Here is a 22,948-nt window from a genome sequence, read left to right on the forward strand (position 1 = left end):
ATAAAAGACGCCCCTCCGTGAGAAGAGATTATAGTGAAAAAAATCTCGATTCACGGAGCGTCTCTATGCGATACACGCGATTACTCATCGCCCTGCTGGGCGTTTTGCTGGGGCTGGGCCAGGCCCGCCCCACCCTCGCAGCCCAGGAACCCGCCGCCATTGCCCCCATCGACGCCCAGGCCATCTCCATGGCTGAGTTCATGGAGCCCCTTTTCATCGCCTGGAGGGACACCTTCCAGAGACAGCAGCAGCCGACCTTCAAGGGTGCCCATCGGGCGATCATGAATTCAAAGGTCATCCGGGCCTTCCTGGAAGGGACAGCCCCCATCGGCCTCTGCGACAAGGAGATGACCAACGAGGAGATCGCGGAATTCACGGCCAAGTGGGGCTACCCCCCCACCCGCATCGCCGTTGCCATGGACGCCCTGGTGGCCTTGACGAACAAGAACAACCCCATCAAGGAGATCCGCCTCGAGCAATTGGACGCCATCTACAGCACCACCCGTTTCCAGGGCTCCCATAAAGATGTCGCGACATGGGGTGATCTCGGCCTCACGGGTGGCAACTGGGCATCCCGCCCCATTGAACGCTGGGGCCATCCCGAAGGCTCGGGCACCGGTGCATTCTTCCGCGAAACGGTGGAACTGGAAGGCCGTAACAAGCCCGGTACGAAGCACGGCGAGGACATCATGACCATGATAGAAAGCCTCATGGCCAACCAGGCCGCCATCGGCTACAGCTCCATGTGCCAGGCCTATTCCAGCCTCAAGGCCATCCCCCTGGTCCCCAAAGGTGGAAAGGAGGCCGTCGAGGCCACCCCGGCCACGGTGGCCGACGGGTCCTACCCCCTGGGGCGGGTTCTCTACATCTATGTGAACAAGCCCCTCCGCAAGCCGATGATCCCCATGTTCAAGTGGTTCCTCCTCTTCGCCCTCTCCCCGGAGGGTCAGAAGCTGGTTTCCACATGCGGATTTGTCCCCCTCCCCGAGGATCTGGTGACCCTTGGCCTCAGGCGGCTGGAGAACTGATACCCTACGCCATGCCGGTCTTCCAGCTCACCGACGCCCTCCAGTTCCCAGACCCCCGCCAGGCAGACCCCGATGGCCTCCTGGCGGTGGGTGGAGATCTGAAGCCAGAGCGGCTGTTGCTGGCGTACACCCAGGGCATCTTTCCCTGGTACGGCGCGGACAGTCCCATCCTCTGGTGGTCCCCTCCGAAGCGGGCCATCTTCCTCCCGGGGGATGAGCGGTTCTCAAGGCGCACACTGCGGGCCCTCCGATCCTGCGCCTTCGAGATCCGCTGGGACACCCGCTTCCAGGAGGTGATCCGGCATTGTGCCGAAGTCCCCCGCCAGGATCAGGGTGGGACCTGGATCACCCCCGGGATGCAGGATGCTTATTCGGCCCTGCACCACCTGGGCCACGCCCACTCCGTGGAAGCTTACAGGGGAGGCCGTCTCGTCGGGGGGCTATACGGCCTGGCCGTTGGAGCGGCGTTCTGCGGCGAGAGCATGTTCTCCCTTGAGGACTACGCCAGCCGGGCCGCCTTCCAGGCCCTTTGCGAACGGCTGTGGATCCGGGGCTTCCAATTCATCGACGGCCAGTTGCCCAATGACAACCTGACCGCTCTGGGTGCCCGAACCATCAGCCGCATGGAATACATGAATCACCTGGAGAAAGCACGACTCCCTGGCGGGGCCGGATGGAGCCGGGCATGAGGATTTCCTCACACTTTATTACATAGCCTTCCCAAGGCCGTGGGGACACAATCATACTTCATGTCTCTGGAGGCATTCATGCGCAGCATGTCACTATCCTTGGCCCTGACGGCAGGCTTGCTCGGTGTCTTCTCAGGGAGCCACCCCCTGATGGCCCAACAGGCCACACAGGAATCGGGTGAGCTCTCAGTGGTGGTCGCGGAGCTGGTCGAACCCCTTTTCCTGAATTGGAGAAACGCGTACCAGCAGAACCACCCCTTGTTCAGGGTCAACCATCGTTCAACCATGAATTCCGTTACGGTAAAGGCCTTTATCGAGGGCCAGACTCCGATCGCGCCCTGCGCTAAAGAGATGTCCGAGGCAGAGGTTGCCGCGTTCACAGCCAAGTGGGGCTACCCCCCCACCCGCATTGCCGTTGCCATGGACGCCCTCGTAGCCTTGGTGAACAAGAACAACCCCATCAAGGAAATCAAGATCGAGCAGCTGGACGCGATTTTCAGCACGACACGGCTCCAGGGCTGGCCAAAGGATGTCGAGACCTGGGGAGATCTGGGGCTCACATCCGGGAACTGGGCCTCCCGCCCCATTGAGCGCTGGGGCCACCCTGAAGGCTCAGGCACCCGTAACTTCTTCAAGGAAGTTGTCGAACTGGGAGGCAGGGGAAAGTCCGACACCAAACGGGGTAGCGACATCATGGCCATGATCGAAAGTCTCATGGCCAATCAGGCCGCCATTGGTTATGGGTCCATCAGCCAGACCTATTCTGAGCTGAAGGCCATCCCCCTGATTTCCAAGGGCGGGAAAAACGCTGTCGAAGCAAGCCAGACCGCAGTTGCCGATGGTTCCTACCCCCTGGGGCGGGTCCTCTACTTCTACATCAACAAGCCCACCCGGAAGCCTCTTGACCCAGCGATCAAGAGCTTCATGACCTTCGTACTCTCCAGGGAAGGCCAGAGGCTAGTCCCCGCCAGCGGATTCGTCTCGATTCCCGAAAACTTGGCCTCCATGGGTCTGAGGCGGCTGGAAAACTGATCCCCCGTGTTTTCCTCGCCCCCAGTCAGACAGGCGAGAGAGCTGAGTTGCGGGAAGACTTGAGGTAGAGGTGCAGGGGCGCATGCTCCGGGAATGCTTATGGACGCAAGACGAAGGATGGAGATCCAGCGTATGCGCGGTCTTCACACCGCTGCACTCGCTGTGGCGGCTTTCCTCGCCTGCATGGTGCCCTGGCGCCTGAGCGGCATTCCCGGACCTGGGCCCATGTCCAAATTGGCGCTCCATGCCGGGGTCTGGGCCTGTATCCTTCTGGCCTTCGCCTGGCTGCTGAAGCGCATGCGGAACCGGATCCGCAACGCCGAATGGGTAGCCTTCGGATTGATGGTCCTCGGCCTCGGGGTCACGGGCACCCAACTCTGGCTCTACGGTCGGATCCAGGAGACAGCCGGCACGTTGCTGGTCTCCCTGGTGAGCGGGGGGGTACTGCAGCGCCGCGTTTTCCTGGCTGCGTTCCAGTGCATCCTGCTCGCCGTCTGGCTTTCCCTGGCCACCCACGTGGCTGGCTGGACGGGAACGGCCACATGGCTCTTCGATATCGTCCTGGCGGGCGTCCTGGCCTTCTGCCTCCAGCATCTCTTCTCCCGCATGAATATCGCCCTGTTGCGGCGTTTGGAGCGTCAGCGCCAGACCCTCCAGGACCTGCGCCAAGCCCTCCAGCAGGTCCAGACCCTCGGCGGCCTCATCCCCATATGCGCCCATTGCAAGAAGATCCGGAACGACGGCGGCTACTGGGAACAGGTCGAGAGCTACATCCAGGCCCACAGCGAGGCCGAGTTCACCCACGGCATCTGCCCGGATTGTGCCGAAGCGGTCAGGCAGGAGTTCGCGGTTCTTCGTCCCTGATGGATGAACGGCAAGTCAGCCGTTCATCCATCGGGGACTGCAGTTCGTCCATGCGCCCCTGCCACTGGAAACAGGGGGGTGCCGGGGCTTCCAAGCCATTCCTAGGATGGGATTCGTAGTCTTACGAGAACCAAGCCCCATCCCAAGGAAAGGATCTGCCGTGTTTCGGGTCGCATTGAAAATGCTCTTCGGAGACCGGGGGAAGTACCTCGGCATCGTCATCGGCATCGCCCTGGCCTCCGTCCTGATGATCAACCAACCGGGGATCATGATCTCCATCCTCAAGACCGTCAACGGGCTCATCACGGACATGTCCGGGCCGGACCTCTGGGTCATGGACCCCATGGTGAAGAGCGTGGATGACGCCAAGCCCATGATGGACACCCAGATGTACCGGGTTCGGGGCGTGAAGGGCGTCGCCTGGGCCCTGCCCTTCTACCGGGGCTCCCAGAAGGTGAGGATGTCCAACGGCGAAACGGTCCAGTCCGTCATACAGGGCATGGATGACGCGACCCTCATCGGTGGCCCGACCAAGCTCCTCAAGGGGAGGCTGGAGGACCTCCGCCAGCCGGACAGCATCATCGTGGACAAGGCGGGGGCCGAGGGACGTCTGGCCAAGCCATCGGCCATTCCCGGAGGCAAGTCGACCCCCCTCACGGTGGGAGACACCCTGGAGATCAACGACAAGCGCGCGGTGGTGGTGGGCATCGCCCAGGCCACCCAGACCTTCGCCTCCCAGCCCACCATCTACACGACCTACACCCGGGCCAAAAGCTATGCCACGAGCGAGCGGAAAATGATGACCTATGTCCTGGCCAAGACCCAGGACGGGGAGACTCCGGAAGCGGTGGCCCGGCGCATCACCAAGGAGACCGGGCTGATGGCCCTCACCTCCGAGGAGTTCAAGGCCAAGAACCTGGATTTCATGATCAACCACACCAGCATCATCGTGAACTTCGGCTTCGTCGTGCTGGTGGGCTTCATCGTCGGGGCCGCCGTCACGGGGCAGATCTTCTACAACTTCACCCTCGACAACCTGAGGCACTTCGGGGTCTTCAAGGCCATGGGCACGCCGGACAGCGTGCTGCGGCGTATGATCCTGCTCCAGGCCCTGGTGGTGGGCTTCATCGGCTTCGGCCTGGGGGCGGGCATCACCGGACTCTTCGCTTACATGAAGGCCGATAGCACGGATCTCAGCATGACCCTCAACTGGCAGCTCCTGACCGCCAGCGGGGGCGCCGTGCTCTTCATCGTCCTCATGGCGGCCCTCTTCAGCATCCGCAAGGTCATGAAACTCGAACCCGCCATCGTCTTCAAGGGCTGAACCATGTCTGATACCCCCGCAATCCTCTGCAACGGAATCAAGAAGATCTACGGCACCGGTGACACCCAGGTGCACGCCCTCCGGGGCGTGGATCTGGAGGTCCACCCTGGCGAACTTCTCATGCTCGTGGGGCCCTCCGGCTGCGGCAAGACCACCCTCATCTCCATCATCGCGGGCATCCTGGACCAGACCGAAGGCAACTGCTCCCTTTTCGGCCAGGACCTGCGCCAGCTCCCCTCCACCGACCGGGTCCGCTTCCGGGGCAAGCACATCGGCTTCGTCTTCCAGGCCTTCAACCTGATCCCCACCCTCACGGTGGCCGAGAACACCGCCATCCCCCTCCTCATCAACGGAGAGAACCGTGAGAGGGCCCTGGCCCGGGCCGCGGAGTGCCTGAAGGAGGTTGGCCTGGAGAGCAAGATCGACGCTCTCCCCAGCCAGCTCTCCGGCGGCCAGCAGCAGCGGGTGGCCATCGCCCGGGCCCTGGTCCACGACCCCAAGCTGGTGGTCTGCGATGAGCCCACCAGCGCCCTGGACCACCAGACCGGCACCAAGGTCATGGAGATCCTGAAGGGTCTGGCCATGGACGGCAAGCGCAGTCTGGTCATCGTCACCCACGACGCCCGGATCTTCGAATTCGCCGACCGCATCGCCCACATGGACGACGGCCACATCGAACGGGTGGAAGCCCGGGCGGCGAAAGACAACTGAGTCAACGCGGAGGGCGCAGAGATGGAAAAGAGAGGGCGCAGAGGAAAAGCAAGAAGCAAGACCAGTCTGGTTGTTCCGACTGCGCAAACCCCCTGCGGCCCCCATCACCCCGCCAACCACCCGAGCCCCGGAGCACAGCCTTCCTCTGTGCCTCTGGCGTGATCTTTTCAGCTTTGTAATCGAGAGGTCTCCCATGAAGAAACCCAAAATCCTCCCCATCGTCGCCGGCGTCGGACTGCTGTTCGCCACAGCCGTCGCCCTGCGCTCCAACACCAAGAAGCCTGCGGCCATCCCCATCGCCCAACCCGCCGAGGCCCCGTACACCTCCTACCTCGGAGGCGCGGGTCTCGTGGAGGCCAGCAACGACAACATCAGCATCGGCACATCCCTGCCCGGCATCGTCAAGCTTGTCTCCGTCAAGGTTGGAGACAAGGTCAAGGCTGGCCAGTCCCTCTTCCAGATCGATGATCGGGAGCAGCGCGCGGATATGGCGGTCAAGCAGGGGGATCTGGCCAAGGCCGAGGCCGCCCTCCAGGAGGCCCTGGCCTCCCAGAAGGACACCGCCGCCCAGTTCGCCCTGGTGAAGGATGCCAAGGGTTCCGCCGTGAGCGTGGACGACATCCAGAAGCGCCAGAATGCCGCAATCCTCGGGGACGCCAAGGTCCAGAGCGCCCGGGCGGCGGTCCAATATGCCAGGGCCAACCTGGCCACCACCCAGTCCGCCCTGGAGCGTTTGACGGTACGCGCTCCCATGGCGGGCGAGGTGCTCCAGGTGAACGTGCGCCCCGGGGAATACGCCGCCACAGGAGTCCTGGACACCCCCCTGGTCCGCCTCGGCAGCCTGGAGCAGCTCCACATCCGGGTGGATATCGATGAGAACGACGCCTGGCGCTTCAAGCCCGGGACCCGGGCCACGGCCTTCCTGCGAGGGAACCGGGACATCAAGGCCGCAGTGACCTTCGCCAGGGTGGAGCCCTACGTCACCCCCAAAACCTCCCTCACCGGCAGCAGCAGTGAGCGGGTGGATACCCGGGTCCTCCAGGTGATCTACAGCTTCGAGCGGAGCGCCCTGCCGGTCTACGTGGGGCAGCAGATGGACGTCTTCATTGAGACCCCTGAAGGAGGCCAGAAGTGAAACCCCTCCTCCCTGCCTCGCTGGGTGTGGCCCTGCTCCTCACGGGCTGCAAGGTCCAGACCACCTACCAGAAACCCAAGCTGGAAATCCCCGCCAAGTTCAGCCAGGGCAGTACCACCGAGGCCAAGGGCCTGGAGAGCAACGCCTGGTGGAAGGCTTTCGGGGATCCGACCCTGGACACCCTCTTGAGCCGCGCCATCCAGGGCAGCCTGAGCATCCAGCAGGCCCAGGCCAGGGTTCTCCAGGCCCGTGCCACCCTGGGCAGCGCCAAGGCCGACCAATGGCCTGCGGTGAATGCCACCGCCTCCGGCACCCGCAGCAACACCAGCGACAACGCCTACGGCTACGCAACGCCCACCACCAGCCTCTACCAGGCAGGCTTCGACGCCACCTGGGAGCTTGACCTGTTCGGCGGCAAGCGGAAGGCCCGGGAGGCCGCCCAGGCCCGCCTGGAGGCCAGCGTGGAGGATCTGGGGGATGTGATCCTCACCCTCCAGGGGGATGTGGCCACCAACTACATCGCCCTGCGCAGCAATCAGGCCCTGCTGGAGATCACCCGGCAGAATGCCGAATCCCAGCGCCAGACCGCCGAGGTCACGGAGGAGCGATACCGCCTGGGGCTCACCAGCTACCTGGATGTGGCCCAGGCCAAGGCCCAGCTCTCCACCACCTCCTCTGAGATCCCCTCCCTGGAGGCCTCCGTCAAGCAGTCCATCCACCGACTGGGCATCCTGCTCGGTCAGGAACCCACGGCCCTGGCGGGCGAGCTCTCCCAGAGCAGCGCGCTTCCCTCAGCCCAGGGGCTCATCGCCACGGGGCTTCCTTCGGAACTCCTCTCCCGCCGCCCCGACCTGCGCAAGGCCGAGCGCAACCTGGCCGCCGCCATGGCGGATGTGGGGGTGGCCAAGGCCGATCTCTATCCCAAGTTCGACCTCACCCTGGGCCTGGGGCTCCAGAGCCTCCAGGCATCGAGCTTCACCAAGGCCGCCAGTCGCTACTGGTCCATCGTTCCGGGCATCAGCCTGCCCATCTTCAACCGGGGGCAGGTCAAGGCCGAGGTGGCCCAGAAGCAGGCCGTCTACGAAGAGAAACTGGCCGCCTTCCAGGCTTCCTACCACACCGCCCTGGAGGATGTGGAAAACGCCCTGACCAGCTACTACGCGGAAAAAGGACGCCACCAGAGCCTGGAGGATTCCCTTCGCCACAACCAGGAGGCCCTCAGCCTCGCCCAGGAACGCTATCGACGGGGCCTCACCAGCTTCCTGGACGTCCTCACGGCCCAGACCTCCCTGCACACCGCCCAGAGCAGTCTGAGCCAGTCCAAAGCCAGGCTTCTCACGGACATGGTGGCCCTCTACAAGGCCCTCGGCGGCGGCTGGAAAGCCGTATGAGGATCATTCTCATCGCCCTCCTGCCCGCTCTCCTCGCGGCGGAGGACGCTCCCGCCGGACCACCGCCTCCCCGTAGAGGTTGGGACATCAGCCTAGGCGCCATGGGGCTTGCCGCACCCGCCAGCCCTGGTTCTGACCAACAGTCCAGGCGGGTCCTCCCTTTCCTCAAGGCCAGCTATGACAGGAAGCTGTTCATAGGAAGCAACCCGGCAGTTCTGGGACTGGGACTGGCTGTGCGTGCCCTGGAAAAGGGCCCGCTTTCCTGGGATTTTGGCGTGGGCTACATGGAGGGACGCAAGGAAAGCCTGGCGAATGTCCTGGCGGGAATGGGCAACCAGACCGGTAGCATCTGGGCCGGGACAGCTGTCCATTATCGTCTGGGCCCCCTTGAAATGGGGATTGCCGGAGCCCATGGCCTCTATGGGGAGGCAGGCAACCGCTTCAAGCTCAACCTGGGCAGCCATCTGCCCTTGGGCCCGCGTTGGCTGATGGGCGCACAGGCCTCGCTCGGAATTTCCGACAGCAAGGGAATGGCTTACGAATTCGGCGTGGACTCCACCCAGGCCGCCAAACGCCAGGCCATGATCGCCGCTGGCGATACCCGCCTGAGGGGGGATGAGGGAAGGGAATACCACCCCGGTGGCGGGCTCCGCGATGCGGGATTGGGATTGATGCTGGGCTACCAGCTGGGCCGAGGATGGGGCTTGATGGGCACGGTCAATGCGAGTCACCTAATGAAAAACGCGGCAGACAGCCCTCTGGTCCGGAAGCAGAACACCGTATCCGCAGGTATGGGCATCAACTACCATTTCTAGGTCACTGACCAGAGGCATCCGCAAAGCGCCATGAGACTCCAAGACTTCCCAACCGTTACCCTGCGAAAGTTCCGCACCCCCTCCACCTGGGGTGCGATCTTCGCCTACGGCTTGTTCTGGACGGCGCTGCGATTCATGACGGACCTGCCCAGGGGGCTCTCCCTGGGGACGGAAATCCTCGTGCCGTTCCTCCTGCTTGGGGGAAACGTCGCCCTGGCGCCCCTGCCCTGGCTCTGGACAGGCGATACCCGTAAACAGGCCCCTCCCCTCCGGGGATTCCTGCAGTGCCTCCCATGGAATGCCATCTGGCTGCTGGGCCTCACCTGGTTGCTCATCCAGATGGCCCCCATGCCACTGGGCCAGCAACAGAACCTCCATCTCTTCCTCCTGGGGCGGCATTTTGTACTCCGCCCGGAGTGGGGCCTCTTTTTCTTCAACTACCCCTTCGCCCTCATCCTGGGCTGGTTCCTGGCGGACAAGGAACGGGCAGAGGCGTCGGAACGGGAGCTCCAGATCCTGGCTGACCGCACCCGGGCCCAGGCCCTCCAGGCCCAGCTCAACCCCCATGTCCTCTTCAACGTGCTCGGAGGCCTCACCGAACTGGTTCATGAGGATCCCGATGCGGCCGAGGAGGCCCTGGTAGGGCTCGTGGAGATGTACCGGGACCTGATGAAGCACGGCACCACCCTGCGGGATCCCTTGAAGCAGGAGCGGGCGCTCCTGAAGCGCTACCTGGGCATCGAAGCGATCCGGTTGGGCGAACGCCTGAAGGTCGAGTGGGCCTGGCCGGATTGGGCGGACGCCCTGGAACTCCCCCCCCTCCTGCTCCAGCCCCTGGTGGAGAACGCCATCAAGCACGGCATCTCGACCGCCCCGGAAGGAGGAACCCTCCGGGTGGAGATCCACCGCACCCCGGACAGCCTCGTCCTGAGAGTGGCCAACACAGGCAAGCCCCTCAGGGCCGACTACCGGGAGGGCACCGGGCTCGGGAACCTGCGGGAGCGGCTCACCCTGATGCCGACCTATAGACCGACCCTCACCCTGGCCCAGGAGGGGGCCTGGGTGGTGGCGCAGCTAGCCTTGGCCTGGAGGTGGCCCGCATGACGAACCCCCTGCGCGTCGCGGTGGCCGAGGACGAGCCCATGAACCAGCGGCGCCTGCTGCGCCTGCTCCAGGAATGCGGTTGCGAGGTGGTGGCCACCTTCGGCAACGGCCTGGAGGTGGAGGAGTGGCTGGGCACCAACCCGGAGGTGGACGCCCTCTTCCTGGACATCCAGATGCCCGGCCTGGATGGCATGAGCCTCAGGGCCTCCATCGATCCAGATCTTCCGGTGGTCTTCGTCACGGCCTACGCTGAACACGCCGTGGAGGCCTTCAGCCTCGACGCGGTGGACTTCCTCCTGAAACCCGTCACCACGGATCGCCTGGTGAAATCCCTGGCCAAGATCCGCCGGGCCCTGGGCCAACGCCGCGACGGTGGGCGCAGCGCCCCGGTCACCCGCTATCCGGTGAACGCAGGCACCGGGGTCGTGTTCATGGAACTGTCCAGAACCGCCTACTTCGAGGTGGAGGAGCAGGTGGTCTGGGCCTTTGCCGGAGAGCGTTTCCGCACCAAGTGGAAGACCCTGGGAGAGGTCGAGGCATTCTTCCCGGACGCAGGGCTCCTTCGGATCCATCGCCACCTCCTGATCCGCCCCGAGGCGGTCCTGGGCATCCGCTCATCCGGAGGCGGCAGCCGGGTTATGGTCCGCATGATCGGCGGTGTAGAATTGGAAGCCAGCCGAGGGGCAACCCCCAAGCTCAAGGCAGCCCTGAGAATCGAATGATGGTGATTCGATTCCAAGGATTGCTATGATGGGCCTGATCCCTTCCCTGGTCTGACCAGTCAATTGCTGGCCGGTTTTGTGCTCAACAGCCCATCCGGAGTTGTCCATGCTTGCCCTGAGGCCCCGCGCCATCCTTCTGACCTTGTTCACGCTCTTGATGGGCACATCCCTGGATTTGCGGGCGGAGGACAAGGATTGCCTTGGGTGCCACGGCCAGGCGGGCATGACCAAGCAGGCCCCGGACGGCAAGGAGATCTCCCTATTCGTGGACGCCAAGAAGTTCGGTGCTTCCATCCACGGCGGGAATGGCTGCGAGAGCTGCCACGCCGATGTCGATCTGGCCTCCCACCCCGGAACCCCTGTCAAGCCTGCCGCCTGCGTCACCTGCCACGAGAAGGCCGACGCCAGTTACAACGCCAGCCATCATGCCATTGCCAAGCGCGCGGGCAAGGCGGGGGCAGCCTCCTGCGGCGACTGCCACGGCAAGCACGATATCACCCCCATGACCGACCCCGCTTCCCCTCTGCTGCGCAGCAAGGTGGAGGACACCTGCGGGACCTGCCACACCCAGCAGATGCAGGACTACAAGGCCAGCACCCACGGAGCCGCCATGGCCAAGGGTGTGCATGAGGCCCCCACCTGCACGGACTGCCACGGTGAGCACGTGATCACGGGCCTGAAGCCGAGCCAGTCCACCATGGCGGCGGCCAACGTCTGCGCCAAGTGCCACGGGGATGCCCGTTTCAACGCCAAGTTCGACAACCCCGCCAATCGCATCAGCAGCTTCTACCAGAGCTACCATGGCCTCGCCGCCAAGCTGGGGGACAAGTCCGCCGCCAACTGTGCCAGCTGCCACGGCGCCCACAAGATCCTCCCCTCCTCCGACCCTGAATCCCAGGTCAACCAGGCGAATCTGGTGAAGACCTGCGGCAAGTGCCATGCCGGTTCAAACGACAAGTTCATCACAGGCAAGATCCATACGGACTACGAGGACACCTCCACCCTGGGTGCCAGGATCAACCACTGGGTCCGTCGCATCTACATCGTCCTGATCGTCCTCACCATCGTCGCCATGGGCGGACACAACCTCCTGGATTGGTTCAAGAAGATCCGCCGCATATACAAGGACCGCGGACGCACGGTCCTCCGCATGAAGCTGGGCCAGCGGATCCAGCACGGCTGCTTCGCCCTCAGCTTCATCATCCTGGCCTTGACGGGCTTCGCCCTCAAATACCCGGATTCCTGGGTTGGGGCCATCTTCGGCGCCAATGAGGCCATCCGCCGCCTGGTCCACCGGATCGCCGCCGTGGTCATGATGGGCGCTTCGGCCTACCACATCCTCTATGTGGCCTTCACCCGTGAGGGACGCAAGGTGCTGGCAGACATCTTCCCCAAGCCCCAGGATGCCCTGGACGCCCTGCGCAATCTCCTCCACCTCGTCCGCAAGGATAGTCCCCGTCCCAAGTTCGCCCGCTTCACCTACGCCGAGAAGGCCGAGTACTGGGCCCTGGTCTGGGGCACGGCGGTCATGGCCGTCACCGGCCTTCTGATCTGGTTCAAGATCTTCTTCTCGGCCTGGTTCCCCCGCTGGATCGTGGACATCGCCACCACGATCCACCTCTACGAAGCCATCCTGGCCACCCTGGCCATCATCGTCTGGCACTTCTACTTCGTGATCTTCGATCCAGAGGTCTATCCCGTGAACCTCACCTTCCTCGACGGCCGGACCACGCCTGAGCACTACGAACACGAGCACGGCCTGGACGAGCACCCCGAGGTGATCGATCCGAAGAAGGGCTCAGAGGAAACGGGACACTGATCAAGGAGCGGCCATGGCAGTCCGAAACCCCTTCTCGATGACTGCCATGGCCCTGGTTCTCTGCCTCGGCAGCGCAGCCCCAGCTTTCGCGGAGCTGTGCCCGGAGCGCCGACAGCAATCCCATACCAAGGACATCGGAACCTGCACGCTCTGCAAGAGCATGACCTCAAGCGGCCAGTTCCAGCTCTGCAAGGCCTGCTCGGAGCGCCTCAGGGAGTGTGAGCAGTGCCGCAAGCACCTCCCATCCACAGGTTCTGTGATGGTCAAGGTCAAGGTGATGACCCCGGACGGAGGCAGTGCCCCCGAGGAGGAATGGATCCGTCAGGCCATGAAGGCCATGCAGATCCCCCAGGGCGTGGGAACCCCCAGCTCCCAGTGGATCACCCTGGGCAGGGAACCCCTGACCATCCACGACTCCAGGCACTTCGGGAAGCTCTGTCTGGCGGTGAGGGATCCCGGGGGTGAGTCCCCCCTCCGTGTCGAGATCACAGGCACCCAGGCGGCTACGGTGGAGATCCCCAGGACCCCGGGCTCCCATCGGATCGTGCAGCATACGATCTCAAGCTCGGTGGCATCAAGGGACTACTACTTCGCGCTCTCAGTGGAGCGCGGAATGGCAAAGGAGTGACCACCAGCAGTCGTATGACGTAGAAAGGGGCCGGATTCCGGCCCCTTTCTACGTCAGCGTGAAACTACCCCCGCCCCCCGTAGCTGTGCAGTCCCGACAGCAGCAGGTTCACGCCCAGGTAGCAGAAGAGGGTCGCAGCGAAGCCCAGAAGGGCCAGGTAGGCAGCCTTGCGGCCCCGCCAGCCGCGTGTGATGCGGGCATGGAGATAGGCGGCGTAGATGATCCAGACGATGAGAGCCCAGGTTTCCTTGGGGTCCCAACTCCAGTAGGTGCCCCAGGCCTGGTTGGCCCAGACCGCGCCCAGGACGATCCCTGCGGTGAGCAGGGGCACGCCCACCAGGATCACGCGGTAGCAGATCTCGTCGAGCATATCGGCGGAGGGGAGCATGCGCATCACGGCCCCCATCCCGCCCCTGGCCTCTCGGGGAGCCTTCACCAGATAGAGGAGGCTGAGGATCGCCCCTACACCGAAGGCGCCGTACCCCAGGAAGCAGGTCATGACGTGCCACTCCAGCCAGGCACTCTGAAGGGCCGGGGGCAGCTTGGGGATGGTGGTGGTCACCCCGGGGATGTAATAGGGCGCCGCCAGGGCCAGAATGGCCAGGGGCAGGATGAAAGCCCCCAAGGCCCTGAGCTTGTATTTCCGCTCATAGAGGAGGTAGACCAGGGCCATGGACCAAGCGAAAAAGAGCAGGGATTCGTAGAGATTGGTCAGTGGCAGACGCATCTGCTTGGCCAGCATGAACTCGAAGGTCCGCAGGAGGAAGGCCACCGTTTCCACGCCGAATCCCACCCAGGCCACCACCGTGGCAATCCGGCCAACCCCCTCGGTCCGCTTGGCCAGATAGAGGATATAGAACAGTTCCGCAAGAACGAAGATCCCCAGGGAGATATTGAATACCATCACGCTGTTCATGCCTTGCCCTCTTTGCTCTTGGACGCCTCAGGGGCCCCGATCCGTTCCAGCAGGACCTGGAATTCCTTTTCGAAAGCCAGGCGATTGCGGCTTGTGGCGCCCGCCACGGTCCAGGCAACCCCATCCTTGCGCTCTTCCAGGCGGATCCATATCTGGCGGTGGGAGCAGAAGAAGGCCCCCATCATGCCCAGGATCATCAAGGCGCAGCCAGCCCAGACCCAGGGCACCCCAGGATCCTTGGCAACCTGGAGCCCGGTGTATTGCTTGAGACGCAGATCTCCCACCTTCAGGGTCCACACATCCCCCCGCTGGCGGTCGTAATCCGGCAGGCGCTGGAAGAGCATGAGTTCCTGGGCTTCCTGTCCAGGCACCTGCATCCGCAACTGGAAGGCTGGTCCCATGCGATTGTGGTCCTCGGCGAAGGCATCGAAGGCCAGGGCGATGCCACCCTCCAGCATCCGGACCTCATTCAGGGCCATGGGGACCTGGATGAGCGCCCCGGTCTTGGCGTTCTGCAGCAGGAAGGTGGCCTCGGGTGCCGGACCGTAGCTGGACTGGTAGAAGGTGAGCCCACGGTAGGAGAGGGGATCATTCACCCGCAGATCCTTCTCTTTGACCGTCTGGCCATTCTCCAAGACCCGCACGTGGCTGACGAAGTCACTGGGCTGACCCGTTTCGTAGCGGGAGACCTTGAAGCTGTCCACGTGGAGTTCGAAGGGGATGGCCTTGCGATGCTCGTGCTCGTCATCGGCCCCGCCCCGGAGCACCACCTCGCGGGTCGAGGTGCCCTCGACGATGTTGATGAAGCCCTTGAAACCCCACAGGGAGCCGATCATGACCCCCAGGAAGATCACCAGGAGACTGGAGTGGACGACGAAGACCCCCCAGCGGGCGTAGGCCCCCCTGCTGAGGTAGAGCAGCTTCCCATCCACGGCCCCGTGGCCGAGGGCCTTCCGGGCCAACTCCCGCGCCTCCACGAGGGTTCCAGGCAGGACGAAGCTGCGGTGGAAAGCCTGGGCCTTCAGGATCTCGGAGGCTGGGTTCGGCTGGCCCCGGTAGGCCGCCAGAATGGCCGGGAAGCGGTCCACCGAGCAGGCAATGAGATTGAAGGCCAGAAGCCCCATGAGCCCCAGGAACCACCAGGAGTGGTATACATCCGTGAGGCCCGAGCGAAGGAAGAAGTTAGCTGTCCCGGGCTCCCATACGCGGAAATAATCCTCCTTGGGCAGGTTCTGCTGGATCAGGGTTCCGGCAACGGAGCCAGCTGCGATAAGGAAGAGCAGGAAGAGGGTCAGCTTGACGGAACAAAAGAGCTGCCAGACAGAGAGGGCTTCCGGCTTGGGCGTTCTGCGGCTCAATGGGCACCCTCAGAGACGAATTCCACGAGCCGGATCTGATACCTGGGGTGCTCAAAGGGATGGGCCTCGGGGAACATGGAGAAGAGCCAACCGTTGAAGCATTCCGCTTTCCCATCGGAAATGGAGGCCTTCGCAGCGGGATTGGCCAGCTTGTCACTCTTGCTGGTGATGACTCCATCCCCCATGGTGAAGTCCGGAAGCAGGGCCTCCAGCTTGAGGCTCAGGCCAGTGCCGGGGACCGGCGTATCCTGCCCGAGCTTGGCCGTGAAGGTCGCAGTCTTCTTGGTGGAGGTATCCAGCACGGAGAAGCGCCCGGCCTTCCACCGCTCCTTGATGGCATCGGGAACCTGGACCACCGAAGGTTTCCGGGAGGCCATGCTGCCATGGCCCGCGGGCATGCCTCCCGCTGGGGCAGCGGGCTTTTCCTCGCGCCGACGACAGCCGACAAGCAGCAGACCCGCCAACACCAGGAATCCGATCCGAGCCTTCACACAACCTCCTACGGGGCCTACCCCCCTAAACACACGAAGGGGCGGCGGATACGAGATCCACTGCCCCTTTCACGTTCACGCAGAGCTGCAAAACCATTCAATAAACCTGGCTCACTTCCCCTTCTTGGGGTAATTCGCCAACCAGGAGGGATCGACTTCGGCGGCCTTCTTCTTGCCCTTCTCAGCCACGAGCCAGTTGCCACGCTCGGTCAGGGGGTCGCCCTTCTTGGCCTTGGCACCGGTGACGTGGCAGGAAGCACAGGTCTTCACACCGGCATCGACGGCCTTGCCCTTGGCAGTCCATGGCGCCTTGGCCTGGGCAGCGACGGAAAAGGCCAGGACGGCCACAGCAATAAGGGGGAAACGCAGGGCGCGCATAGAAAACCCTCCAATAGAGTCAGGGGATGGGAACGCATATACAGTGCCACACCTGGCCCCCGCTTGGCGACCCATTTTTCAAGAAAGATCGCACCATATGACCAGATAATCCGAGGCAGAAAACAACAGACGTCGGCAAACCTGTTGCAGAACGCGGCAATTCAGCCCTCAACGCCAGGACATGGGGATGGCCACAGGTCCGGTAGGCACTCGCCCCCATGAAAAGCCGGGAATGAGTTCTTCGGCGAGGCACGGCACCGGGGAATCCAGGCACCCCAGACTCCAACCCAGCCACCCCAGGAGCTCCCGCACTCCAACGCCCCGCTCCACCAGGGCTCGGACCCCTAAGGCCCCTTCCCGCTTGCCCAGACGGGAGCCATCGGGCGAAGTCACCAGCCCCAGATGGGCATAGCCGGGTCGGGGCAGGTCCAGGGCTTCCTGGAGGCGGATCTGAGTGGCGGTAACCGAGCGGAGATCGGCCCCCCGGACCACCTCGGACACCCCCTGGTCACCATCGTCCACCACCACCGTCAGATGGTAGGCATAACAGCCATCCCGCCGGAAGAGGAGGGGATCCCCCGTCAGTCCCATCGGGTCGTCCAGCTGGGAGCCCAGCAGGAGGTCAACCCAGGCCACCTGCCCCGGCGGAAGCATGAAGCGCAGAGCCGCACCCTCGCCGCCCCTCAGTTCTGCGCCACGGCAGCGCCCTGGATAGGGGCGGAGCCCATCCCCCTCATGGGGCGCAGCAGCCAGGAGGGCCAGGTCCTTCCTGGAGCACTGACAGGGATAGAGCAGGCCAGCCCTCTCCAGACGCGCCAATGCCATCCGGTAGAGCTCAACCCTGTCGGACTGCCAGAGCACCGGCACATCGCTCTCCATCCCTAGAGCCGCAAGATCCCGTATCTGGGCCTCCCCCAATGCCCTGCGGGAACGTGTGGTATCCACATCCTCCATGCGGAGAATCCAGGTGCCCCCTCGGGAGCGCACCGAAAGCCAGGATGCCAGGGCCGTACGGAGGTTCCCGAGGTGGAGGATGCCCGTGGGGGAGGGGGCGAAGCGACCCGTGGGGCGGCGGGAAGGGGAGGAGGAAGGCATGGGTCTATAGTAGTCTTCGGAGACCCTCTGCAATGCCACGTCTGCAGCGCATCTGGACAGAAAGCCCCCCTGTCGTGCGGGCCCTGGGCGCCCAGGCCCTGGTCTTCCTCGCCCTCTTGTCGCTGAGTCGGCTCTTCCCGCCCCTCCGGGCCCTGCCCGCCTGGGTCTGGCTTCTCGCTCAGGGCGGAGGGGCCGCCGCCCTCGGGCTATTCTGGGGCCTTGGCCCCTGGTGGAGAGCCTTCCAGCTGCTCTTGCCCTTCGCCCTGAGCTGGCAGGCCATGCATCAGGTTTCCCCCTGGTTCTATCCAGCCGCCCTGGCCCTCCTCTTCCTCGTCTATGGCGGAGGACTTCTGACCCGGGTTCCCCTCTACAACTCCAATCGGGCGGCGTGGGAGGCCCTGCTCGCCCTCCTTCCAGAAGGCGAGCCCTTGCGGATGGTCGATCTCGGGGCAGGACTCGGGGGCCCCCTGCGTTTCCTGGCAGAGCATCGCCCCGAAGCCCGCTTCCTGGGGGTGGAAGCCTCGCCCCTGGTATGGCTCTTGGCCTGGCTCCGAACCCGTCCCGTGCGCGCCAACTGCACCATGCGCCTGGGCAGCCTCTGGAAGGAGGACCTGGGGGCTTTCGAAGTGGTCTACGCCTTCCTCTCCCCAGCCCCCATGCCAGAGCTGGGGCGCAAGGCCCTCGCGGAGATGGCCCCGGGCTCCCTCCTGCTAAGCCACACCTTCCCCATCCCGGAGTTGCGGCCCGAGCGCAGCATCCCCCTGCCCGGCAGGCCCGGGGCTTGCCTGCTGGTCTACCGGATGGGCTAACCTAACCCTTGCCACGAGTTGCCGACCACCATGGAGCGCAGGCCAGCGGTGCCCGCTCCCAGGGGAAGGATACGCAGGCTTACTTGGCAGCCTGTCTCCTCCAGCTCCTTGGCCAGGGCCTCCTCCTGGGTCGCCAGGCGCTCGGGATGCTCAGTCCAGACCCTCGCGCGAAGATTCGTCCCGGAGAGTTCCAGGCCCAGGCGGGTATCTCCCAGATTGGAGAGATGGAGCCCCATGAATACCCGCCGGGTCTCGTCCTCAGGGCGCCCCTCATCAGGGGCGTCGGACTCCACCCAGAGCTGCACCACCCCCTGGGGCAGCCAGGGGGCTGGAAGTTCGAAATAGGCCGTCCCCTCCTTGGCCTGGAGGGCGTGAAAAGGGGCTTCCCGAGGTGAGACCTGGGGATCCGCCAGGGCCTCGACCGTGCCCCGAATCCATTTATTCCAGAAGGCTGGCTCCTCCAGGGGAGCTTGGGCAGCCGATGCCGCCCCTGGGCTTGACCCTTCCACGGCACGCTGGATGATCGCGGGGCTCGGCGCATCCTGGGCGGCGGCAGAGGACCGAACGAGGGATCGCGACGCCTCAGAACCAGAAGCCCGGGCAGTGGATTCCCCCCCACCGGCCCTGACCAGCAAATCCCGGAACCAAGATGTGAGCAGGGCCCGCTGGGACTTGGGGAAGTCCGGAGCCTGACGGACCAGGGCCTCGAAACGCTGAGCCAGTTCGAGGGTCACCGAACCGGCCTCCCGAAGCCTTGGATCAGGGAGCTCCTGGGGCACCGCCAGGGCTTCGGAGAAGGTGGACTCCATCCAGGACCTCAGCCCCAAAGCCAAGGGCTGCCCTTCAGGGATGTTCAGGGCCTGGCGGAGGAATTCGGCCATCTTCGGCGGCAGGGAGGCTACCGCCTCCGGGAGCTTGGCGAGGAGTGCCGAAGGAAGGGGAACCGGGGACTGGACTGCCACAGGAGAGGCCATCGAGGGCGCGGCGAACTCAGAAGACGGCACCATCTGCCCCCCGGCCTTGGAAAGAAGTCCCCGGAACCAAGCAGACAGGAAGTCCTGCTGGGCTTCAGGCACCGTCGAAGCCTGATGCATCATCCCGGTGAACGCCTGCACCACAACAGCCAGAACCTGACTCGCATCGGGAAGCGCCGCGGAGGACGCCTGAGTTGCTGGAGTCGACTGGCCCACAGGACTGCCATCCGGCATTCCGGCCCCAGGCTTCGGCAGGGCCGCCGGGCTCTCGATCCAGGTCTTCAGGGCTTGGCCAAGGGCTTGCCCTGAGGGAAGCCCCAGGGCCTGCCGCAAGGGCTGGGCGAGTTCCGCGGGCAGGGCCGCCACGGCCTCCTCGATCTGGGTCAGGGGCAGGGGCAGGGCCAGAGACCGGGATGGAACCGTGGATGTCACGGACGCCAGTACCTGCTGAAGCATGCGAACCGTAGGTGCCAAGCTTTCAGCGTGCTCATCCCCCATGAGGCGGCTCAGAAGGGGCTGGGCCTCCCCCGTGAGGAGAGGCTGCAACAGCGCCGGAGAAGCCGGAGGTTTCGCTTCCTGGATCTGGAGACGCACCGCCCCTTCGACTTCCGAAAGGACTCTGACCATCAACTGAGTTCCCTGGGCGAAGGGGAGTTCCCCCTGGGCCACCAAGACCTGACCGCTGGGCAGGACCAGTTGGGCCCCCTGGGGACCCATACCCTGGAAGGTCATTTCCAGGCTCTGCCCCATGAGGGCGAGAAGATTCTGCTGGGTCCCCGCCCCGACCTGGGCGAGAAGAGCCCGCACCGCCTGGGGCTGCACAAGGGCAGTGAGGGGTGCGGCGTCCATTCAGATCTGGAAGTGCCGACGGAGGATGGCCGCCATTTCCGGAAGGGGGGCGACCTGATCGACACAGCCCCGCTCGAAGGCCGCCCGGGGCATGCCGTAGACCACACAGGATTCCTCGGCCTCGGACAGGGTGTGGGCCCCCCTGGCCTTCAGCATTTCCATGCCCTTGGCGCCATCCGCACCCATGCCCGTGAGGATCATGGCCAGGACCTGCCGGGTGCAGTGCTCGGCCACGCTCTGGAACATCACATCCACACTGGGGCGATGGAGGGTGCTGGCGGGCTCGGGGCTCAACTCCAGGAGGCCCTGGGGTCCGCGCTGACGGTAGAGCATATGCTGCCCTCCGGGGGCGATGTAGACCGTCCCGGGGCGAAGCAGTTCCCCGTGCTCGGCCTCCTTGACCTCCACCTGGCTGATGGCATTTAGCCGCTCAGCGAAGGGCTTGGTGAAGGTGCCGGGCATGTGCTGCACGATAAGGCAGGGGACCGGCAGAGCCTTGGGAATGGCCGGCAGGAGATCCTGGAGCGCCTTGGGGCCGCCAGTGGAGCAACCGATGACCAGAAGCTCGGCGCGGGGGGAGGAGGCCAAGACGCCTCCAGAGGGGGCAGGACGATGAACCGGTGCAGGGGCCAGGGGTGCCCCGGGAAGGGGCCGAGTGGGGAGAGGAGCAGGAGCCGCGGGTCTGGTCTTGCGGAACTTGGGACTGCGGGCCAGCTTGCGCACCTTCTCCTGAAGGTCCTGCTGAATCTGGAACATCGATGCACTAGCCAGACTGCTCTCCTTGGGGATGAAATCCAGGGCACCGAAGGCCAGGGCCTCCAGGGTGGCGGTGGCCCCCTCCTGGGTGAGGCTGGAAACCATGAGCACCGGCAGGGGGCACTCCACCATGATCCGCTTCAGGCAGGCGAGCCCGTCCATGCGGGGCATCTCCACATCAAGGGTCACGATATCCGGCTTCAATTCCTTGATCTTGTCCAGGGCGTCCAGTCCGTCCCGGGCGCTACCCACCACCTGGATGTCCTCCGCCGCCACGAGCATCCGCTCCAGGGCTTTGCGCATGAAAGGGCTGTCATCCACGATGAGGACACGAATGGGATCCATTATTTATTCCTGAAAAGCAAGTTTGACAAAGGTGATGGCATGATCCAGTTCATCATCGACCCCGAAGGTCAGCCGTTCCAGATCCAGGTCGTCCGTCAAGGGACCGAAGACGGTCTGGAAGGCGGGAAGTGCCTCAAGGCTGAAGCGAAGTTCCTCATCATAAGGCCCATTGGGCATCCTGGAACGCACCAGGAGGTCACTGAGATGGATCAGGCTGGAGAGGAACTCGCCCTCGACCGGTTCGTGGTGGTCACGAATGACTTCCACCTGCGTCTCGGTGAAATTCCACCGGAGGGCCACGAGGGCGCCCACCCGGCCGTGGTCGATCCCCAGGATCCGCCGCTCCGCGGCCACCCCCTCCTCCCCTTCCCGGACCGCAGCCACCACGGGTCCGTACTCCTCCGTGAAGCAGCGATCCAGGGCGATCTTCCCGATATCGTGCAGCAGGCCGACCAGGAATGCCGTCTCGGCCATCTGGTTCTTCCGCTGGAGTCGGCAGATTCCCTTGGCGGTGATGGCCACCGCCACGGAATGCTGCCAGAGAAGGATCGGATCGAAGGTCGTGGCAGTGCGGAAGGTGCGGATGATGGCAGCGGTGCGCCCGAGGTTCAGGACCGCATCGAAGCCCAGGCGCAGCACGGCCGTCTGCAGATCCGAAGCCGGGCGATCCCCCTGGTAGAGGGCGGAATTGGCCAGTCGGAGCATGCTTGCCGATAGGGGAGGATCCTTCGCGAGGATCCCCAGGATGCGGTCCACCGTGCAACGATCGTCAGATACCGCCTGCCCCAGAGAGACAATGGTGGTCGGAAGGCTCGGAAGGGACTGCACCCTTTGCCCAACGAGGTCAGCGGTTATCATGGCTAGAGACCTTTTATGATTGATTTATCCATTTCCAACATTTCCAGCACGGTTTCACGATGGGGTTCCAAAGATTCCGGCGTCACTCCCAGCACTTCCATGGCCTGGGCGGTGGCGGCAGACAGAGTCTCGGGCTTGCCGATTCCAGCACCCTGATCGAGGGCAATCTGGTTCCCCAGCGCCACCAGGGCTGCCAGGGGCTGGTTCTCCTTGGGGGCGTGGGCCGGATCGTGGTGCCAACGGACCGCGTCTTCCAGGCTGGAAGCCAGGTTCCAGGAGTGAAGCAGGGCCTCGCCGACCATAGCGTGGTCGAAACCGAAGGTGTCCAGCTCCAGCTGCAGGCCATCACACCGCTCGTTGTAGACCGTCTTGACCAGGGAGACGTAGCGTTCAGGAAACTTGAGGGCCATCACCGACTTCCCGATGTCGTGCATCAGGCCGGAGATGAAGACCTCTTCGGCCCTGGGGAAGCGGAGGCAGCGCCCGAAGGCCCGGCCCGCCATGGCTGCGGTGAGGGCGTGCTCCCAGAGGAGCCGCTCCTGGAGGCCGGCGGCACCGCGACTGTAGAGATTCTTGGCGCTGGAGGCGATGACCACGCTCTTGATGGTGGAAAAGCCCAGGGTCATGATGGCCTGGGTCAAGGTGGTGACCTCCCGGACCATCCCGAACATGGCAGAATTGGAGATCTTCAGGATCTGGGCGGTAAGCGCCTGGTCCGTGGAAATGACCTTCTGGAGATCATCCATGGAGGCATCGGGATCCGCCGCCAAGCGGAGCACCTGGGCTGCAACCTGGGGAAGAGGAGGCAGGTCACCGAGGTTCGCGATGAGTTCCTGTGGGGTGATGGGCATGGGTTT

The 22,948-nt window shown here is 64.2% G+C and carries 23 protein-coding genes; 14 read left to right on the forward strand and 9 right to left on the reverse strand.

Annotation, left to right across the window (positions count from 1 at the left end):
• The first annotated feature begins 65 nt into the window (after positions 1–65).
• From HOLFODRAFT_RS21985 to HOLFODRAFT_RS0216910, 13 genes are all read left to right on the forward strand, one after another.
• Positions 66–1,028 (forward strand): PstS family phosphate ABC transporter substrate-binding protein, encoded by a 963-nt coding sequence (locus tag HOLFODRAFT_RS21985; RefSeq protein WP_005033503.1) that lies wholly within the window; start codon positions 66–68, stop codon positions 1,026–1,028.
• 11 nt (positions 1,029–1,039) lie between these two features.
• On the forward strand, positions 1,040–1,717 hold the full coding sequence (gene aat, locus HOLFODRAFT_RS0216855; protein ID WP_005033499.1) for a leucyl/phenylalanyl-tRNA--protein transferase: 678 nt from the start codon (positions 1,040–1,042) through the stop codon (positions 1,715–1,717).
• 78 nt (positions 1,718–1,795) lie between these two features.
• Complete coding sequence (locus HOLFODRAFT_RS0216860; RefSeq protein ID WP_005033496.1) at positions 1,796–2,749, forward strand: PstS family phosphate ABC transporter substrate-binding protein; 954 nt, start codon at positions 1,796–1,798, stop codon at positions 2,747–2,749.
• A 132-nt stretch (positions 2,750–2,881) separates the two neighbouring features.
• Positions 2,882–3,613 (forward strand): hypothetical protein, encoded by a 732-nt coding sequence (locus tag HOLFODRAFT_RS25140; RefSeq protein ID WP_005033494.1) that lies wholly within the window; start codon positions 2,882–2,884, stop codon positions 3,611–3,613.
• Between the two features lie 160 nt (positions 3,614–3,773).
• Positions 3,774–4,937 carry an ABC transporter permease gene (locus HOLFODRAFT_RS0216870; protein WP_005033492.1) on the forward strand — a complete coding sequence of 388 codons (1,164 nt, stop codon included), beginning with the start codon at positions 3,774–3,776 and terminating at the stop codon, positions 4,935–4,937.
• A 3-nt stretch (positions 4,938–4,940) separates the two neighbouring features.
• The gene (locus tag HOLFODRAFT_RS0216875) at positions 4,941–5,648 is read left to right on the forward strand and encodes an ABC transporter ATP-binding protein (RefSeq protein WP_005033490.1); all 708 of its coding nucleotides are present in this window, start codon (positions 4,941–4,943) and stop codon (positions 5,646–5,648) included.
• 193 nt (positions 5,649–5,841) lie between these two features.
• Positions 5,842–6,783, forward strand: coding sequence for an efflux RND transporter periplasmic adaptor subunit (locus tag HOLFODRAFT_RS0216880; RefSeq protein ID WP_005033488.1), 942 nt, complete (start codon positions 5,842–5,844; stop codon positions 6,781–6,783).
• Complete coding sequence (locus HOLFODRAFT_RS0216885; protein WP_005033486.1) at positions 6,780–8,174, forward strand: efflux transporter outer membrane subunit; 1,395 nt, start codon at positions 6,780–6,782, stop codon at positions 8,172–8,174. Before HOLFODRAFT_RS0216880 ends, HOLFODRAFT_RS0216885 begins: the two co-directional genes overlap by 4 nt.
• On the forward strand, positions 8,171–8,989 hold the full coding sequence (locus HOLFODRAFT_RS0216890) for a MipA/OmpV family protein (protein ID WP_005033483.1): 819 nt from the start codon (positions 8,171–8,173) through the stop codon (positions 8,987–8,989). The genes HOLFODRAFT_RS0216885 and HOLFODRAFT_RS0216890 overlap by 4 nt, the downstream gene beginning before the upstream one ends.
• A gap of 30 nt (positions 8,990–9,019) precedes the next feature.
• Positions 9,020–10,093 carry a sensor histidine kinase gene (locus tag HOLFODRAFT_RS23560; protein WP_005033481.1) on the forward strand — a complete coding sequence of 358 codons (1,074 nt, stop codon included), beginning with the start codon at positions 9,020–9,022 and terminating at the stop codon, positions 10,091–10,093.
• Entirely contained in the window at positions 10,090–10,815 is a 726-nt protein-coding gene (locus HOLFODRAFT_RS0216900; protein ID WP_005033479.1) for a LytR/AlgR family response regulator transcription factor, read from the forward strand. The genes HOLFODRAFT_RS23560 and HOLFODRAFT_RS0216900 overlap by 4 nt, the downstream gene beginning before the upstream one ends.
• 106 nt (positions 10,816–10,921) lie before the next feature.
• The gene (locus HOLFODRAFT_RS0216905; protein WP_005033477.1) at positions 10,922–12,634 is read left to right on the forward strand and encodes a cytochrome b/b6 domain-containing protein; all 1,713 of its coding nucleotides are present in this window, start codon (positions 10,922–10,924) and stop codon (positions 12,632–12,634) included.
• A gap of 13 nt (positions 12,635–12,647) precedes the next feature.
• Entirely contained in the window at positions 12,648–13,262 is a 615-nt protein-coding gene (locus HOLFODRAFT_RS0216910; RefSeq protein ID WP_005033474.1) for a hypothetical protein, read from the forward strand.
• 64 nt (positions 13,263–13,326) lie between these two features.
• Here HOLFODRAFT_RS0216910 and ccsB read toward each other — a convergent pair whose 3' ends face one another.
• The 5 genes from ccsB to gluQRS form a co-directional block, all read right to left on the reverse strand.
• Positions 13,327–14,178 (reverse strand): c-type cytochrome biogenesis protein CcsB, encoded by an 852-nt coding sequence (gene ccsB, locus HOLFODRAFT_RS0216915; protein ID WP_005033472.1) that lies wholly within the window; start codon positions 14,176–14,178, stop codon positions 13,327–13,329.
• Positions 14,175–15,536 (reverse strand): cytochrome c biogenesis protein ResB, encoded by a 1,362-nt coding sequence (gene resB, locus HOLFODRAFT_RS0216920; protein WP_005033470.1) that lies wholly within the window; start codon positions 15,534–15,536, stop codon positions 14,175–14,177. The genes ccsB and resB overlap by 4 nt, the downstream gene beginning before the upstream one ends.
• Positions 15,533–16,027: a DUF2155 domain-containing protein gene (locus tag HOLFODRAFT_RS0216925; RefSeq protein WP_005033468.1), complete on the reverse strand. Its 495-nt coding sequence runs from the start codon at positions 16,025–16,027 to the stop codon at positions 15,533–15,535. Before HOLFODRAFT_RS0216925 ends, resB begins: the two co-directional genes overlap by 4 nt.
• A 111-nt stretch (positions 16,028–16,138) precedes the next feature.
• A complete protein-coding gene (locus tag HOLFODRAFT_RS0216930) occupies positions 16,139–16,405 on the reverse strand; it encodes a hypothetical protein (RefSeq protein ID WP_005033467.1) in 267 nt (88 codons plus the stop codon).
• Positions 16,406–16,573: 168 nt separating this feature from the next.
• Positions 16,574–17,500 (reverse strand): tRNA glutamyl-Q(34) synthetase GluQRS, encoded by a 927-nt coding sequence (gene gluQRS, locus HOLFODRAFT_RS0216935; protein WP_005033465.1) that lies wholly within the window; start codon positions 17,498–17,500, stop codon positions 16,574–16,576.
• A gap of 32 nt (positions 17,501–17,532) precedes the next feature.
• Between gluQRS and HOLFODRAFT_RS0216940 the strand changes: the two genes are divergently transcribed.
• Positions 17,533–18,309, forward strand: coding sequence for a class I SAM-dependent methyltransferase (locus HOLFODRAFT_RS0216940; protein WP_005033463.1), 777 nt, complete (start codon positions 17,533–17,535; stop codon positions 18,307–18,309).
• Here HOLFODRAFT_RS0216940 and HOLFODRAFT_RS0216945 read toward each other — a convergent pair.
• From HOLFODRAFT_RS0216945 to HOLFODRAFT_RS23570, 4 genes are read right to left on the reverse strand one after another with little or no spacing between them, the layout of a single operon-like run.
• On the reverse strand, positions 18,306–20,132 hold the full coding sequence (locus HOLFODRAFT_RS0216945; protein WP_005033461.1) for a hypothetical protein: 1,827 nt from the start codon (positions 20,130–20,132) through the stop codon (positions 18,306–18,308). The two genes, HOLFODRAFT_RS0216940 and HOLFODRAFT_RS0216945, sit on opposite strands and share 4 nt — an antisense overlap.
• Positions 20,133–21,233, reverse strand: a complete 1,101-nt coding sequence (locus HOLFODRAFT_RS0216950; protein WP_005033460.1) for a protein-glutamate methylesterase/protein-glutamine glutaminase — start codon at positions 21,231–21,233, stop codon at positions 20,133–20,135.
• 3 nt (positions 21,234–21,236) lie between these two features.
• Positions 21,237–22,091, reverse strand: coding sequence for an HDOD domain-containing protein (locus HOLFODRAFT_RS23565; RefSeq protein ID WP_005033458.1), 855 nt, complete (start codon positions 22,089–22,091; stop codon positions 21,237–21,239).
• A 2-nt stretch (positions 22,092–22,093) separates the two neighbouring features.
• Positions 22,094–22,942 carry an HDOD domain-containing protein gene (locus HOLFODRAFT_RS23570; protein WP_005033457.1) on the reverse strand — a complete coding sequence of 283 codons (849 nt, stop codon included), beginning with the start codon at positions 22,940–22,942 and terminating at the stop codon, positions 22,094–22,096.
• Positions 22,943–22,948: the final 6 nt, after the last annotated feature.

It is taken from the genome of Holophaga foetida DSM 6591 (genome assembly GCF_000242615.2).
Classification (GTDB): Bacteria; Acidobacteriota; Holophagae; order Holophagales; family Holophagaceae; genus Holophaga; species Holophaga foetida.

Bases quoted from the DNA above. Each gene is read 5' to 3' on its own strand.
- HOLFODRAFT_RS0216940 (WP_005033463.1), top strand. From the start codon at position 17,533: ATGCCACGTCTGCAGCGCATCTGGACAGAAAGCCCCCCTGTCGTGCGG.
- HOLFODRAFT_RS0216860 (WP_005033496.1), top strand. From the start codon at position 1,796: ATGCGCAGCATGTCACTATCCTTGGCCCTGACGGCAGGCTTGCTCGGT.
- ccsB (WP_005033472.1), bottom strand. From the start codon at position 14,178: ATGAACAGCGTGATGGTATTCAATATCTCCCTGGGGATCTTCGTTCTT.
- HOLFODRAFT_RS0216950 (WP_005033460.1), bottom strand. From the start codon at position 21,233: ATGGATCCCATTCGTGTCCTCATCGTGGATGACAGCCCTTTCATGCGC.
- HOLFODRAFT_RS23560 (WP_005033481.1), top strand. From the start codon at position 9,020: ATGAGACTCCAAGACTTCCCAACCGTTACCCTGCGAAAGTTCCGCACC.
- gluQRS (WP_005033465.1), bottom strand. From the start codon at position 17,500: ATGCCTTCCTCCTCCCCTTCCCGCCGCCCCACGGGTCGCTTCGCCCCC.
- HOLFODRAFT_RS21985 (WP_005033503.1), top strand. From the start codon at position 66: ATGCGATACACGCGATTACTCATCGCCCTGCTGGGCGTTTTGCTGGGG.
- HOLFODRAFT_RS0216875 (WP_005033490.1), top strand. From the start codon at position 4,941: ATGTCTGATACCCCCGCAATCCTCTGCAACGGAATCAAGAAGATCTAC.
- HOLFODRAFT_RS0216905 (WP_005033477.1), top strand. From the start codon at position 10,922: ATGCTTGCCCTGAGGCCCCGCGCCATCCTTCTGACCTTGTTCACGCTC.
- HOLFODRAFT_RS0216890 (WP_005033483.1), top strand. From the start codon at position 8,171: ATGAGGATCATTCTCATCGCCCTCCTGCCCGCTCTCCTCGCGGCGGAG.
- HOLFODRAFT_RS0216880 (WP_005033488.1), top strand. From the start codon at position 5,842: ATGAAGAAACCCAAAATCCTCCCCATCGTCGCCGGCGTCGGACTGCTG.
- HOLFODRAFT_RS23565 (WP_005033458.1), bottom strand. From the start codon at position 22,091: ATGATAACCGCTGACCTCGTTGGGCAAAGGGTGCAGTCCCTTCCGAGC.
- HOLFODRAFT_RS0216910 (WP_005033474.1), top strand. From the start codon at position 12,648: ATGGCAGTCCGAAACCCCTTCTCGATGACTGCCATGGCCCTGGTTCTC.
- HOLFODRAFT_RS0216945 (WP_005033461.1), bottom strand. From the start codon at position 20,132: ATGGACGCCGCACCCCTCACTGCCCTTGTGCAGCCCCAGGCGGTGCGG.
- aat (WP_005033499.1), top strand. From the start codon at position 1,040: ATGCCGGTCTTCCAGCTCACCGACGCCCTCCAGTTCCCAGACCCCCGC.
- HOLFODRAFT_RS23570 (WP_005033457.1), bottom strand. From the start codon at position 22,942: ATGCCCATCACCCCACAGGAACTCATCGCGAACCTCGGTGACCTGCCT.
- HOLFODRAFT_RS25140 (WP_005033494.1), top strand. From the start codon at position 2,882: ATGCGCGGTCTTCACACCGCTGCACTCGCTGTGGCGGCTTTCCTCGCC.
- HOLFODRAFT_RS0216930 (WP_005033467.1), bottom strand. From the start codon at position 16,405: ATGCGCGCCCTGCGTTTCCCCCTTATTGCTGTGGCCGTCCTGGCCTTT.
- HOLFODRAFT_RS0216900 (WP_005033479.1), top strand. From the start codon at position 10,090: ATGACGAACCCCCTGCGCGTCGCGGTGGCCGAGGACGAGCCCATGAAC.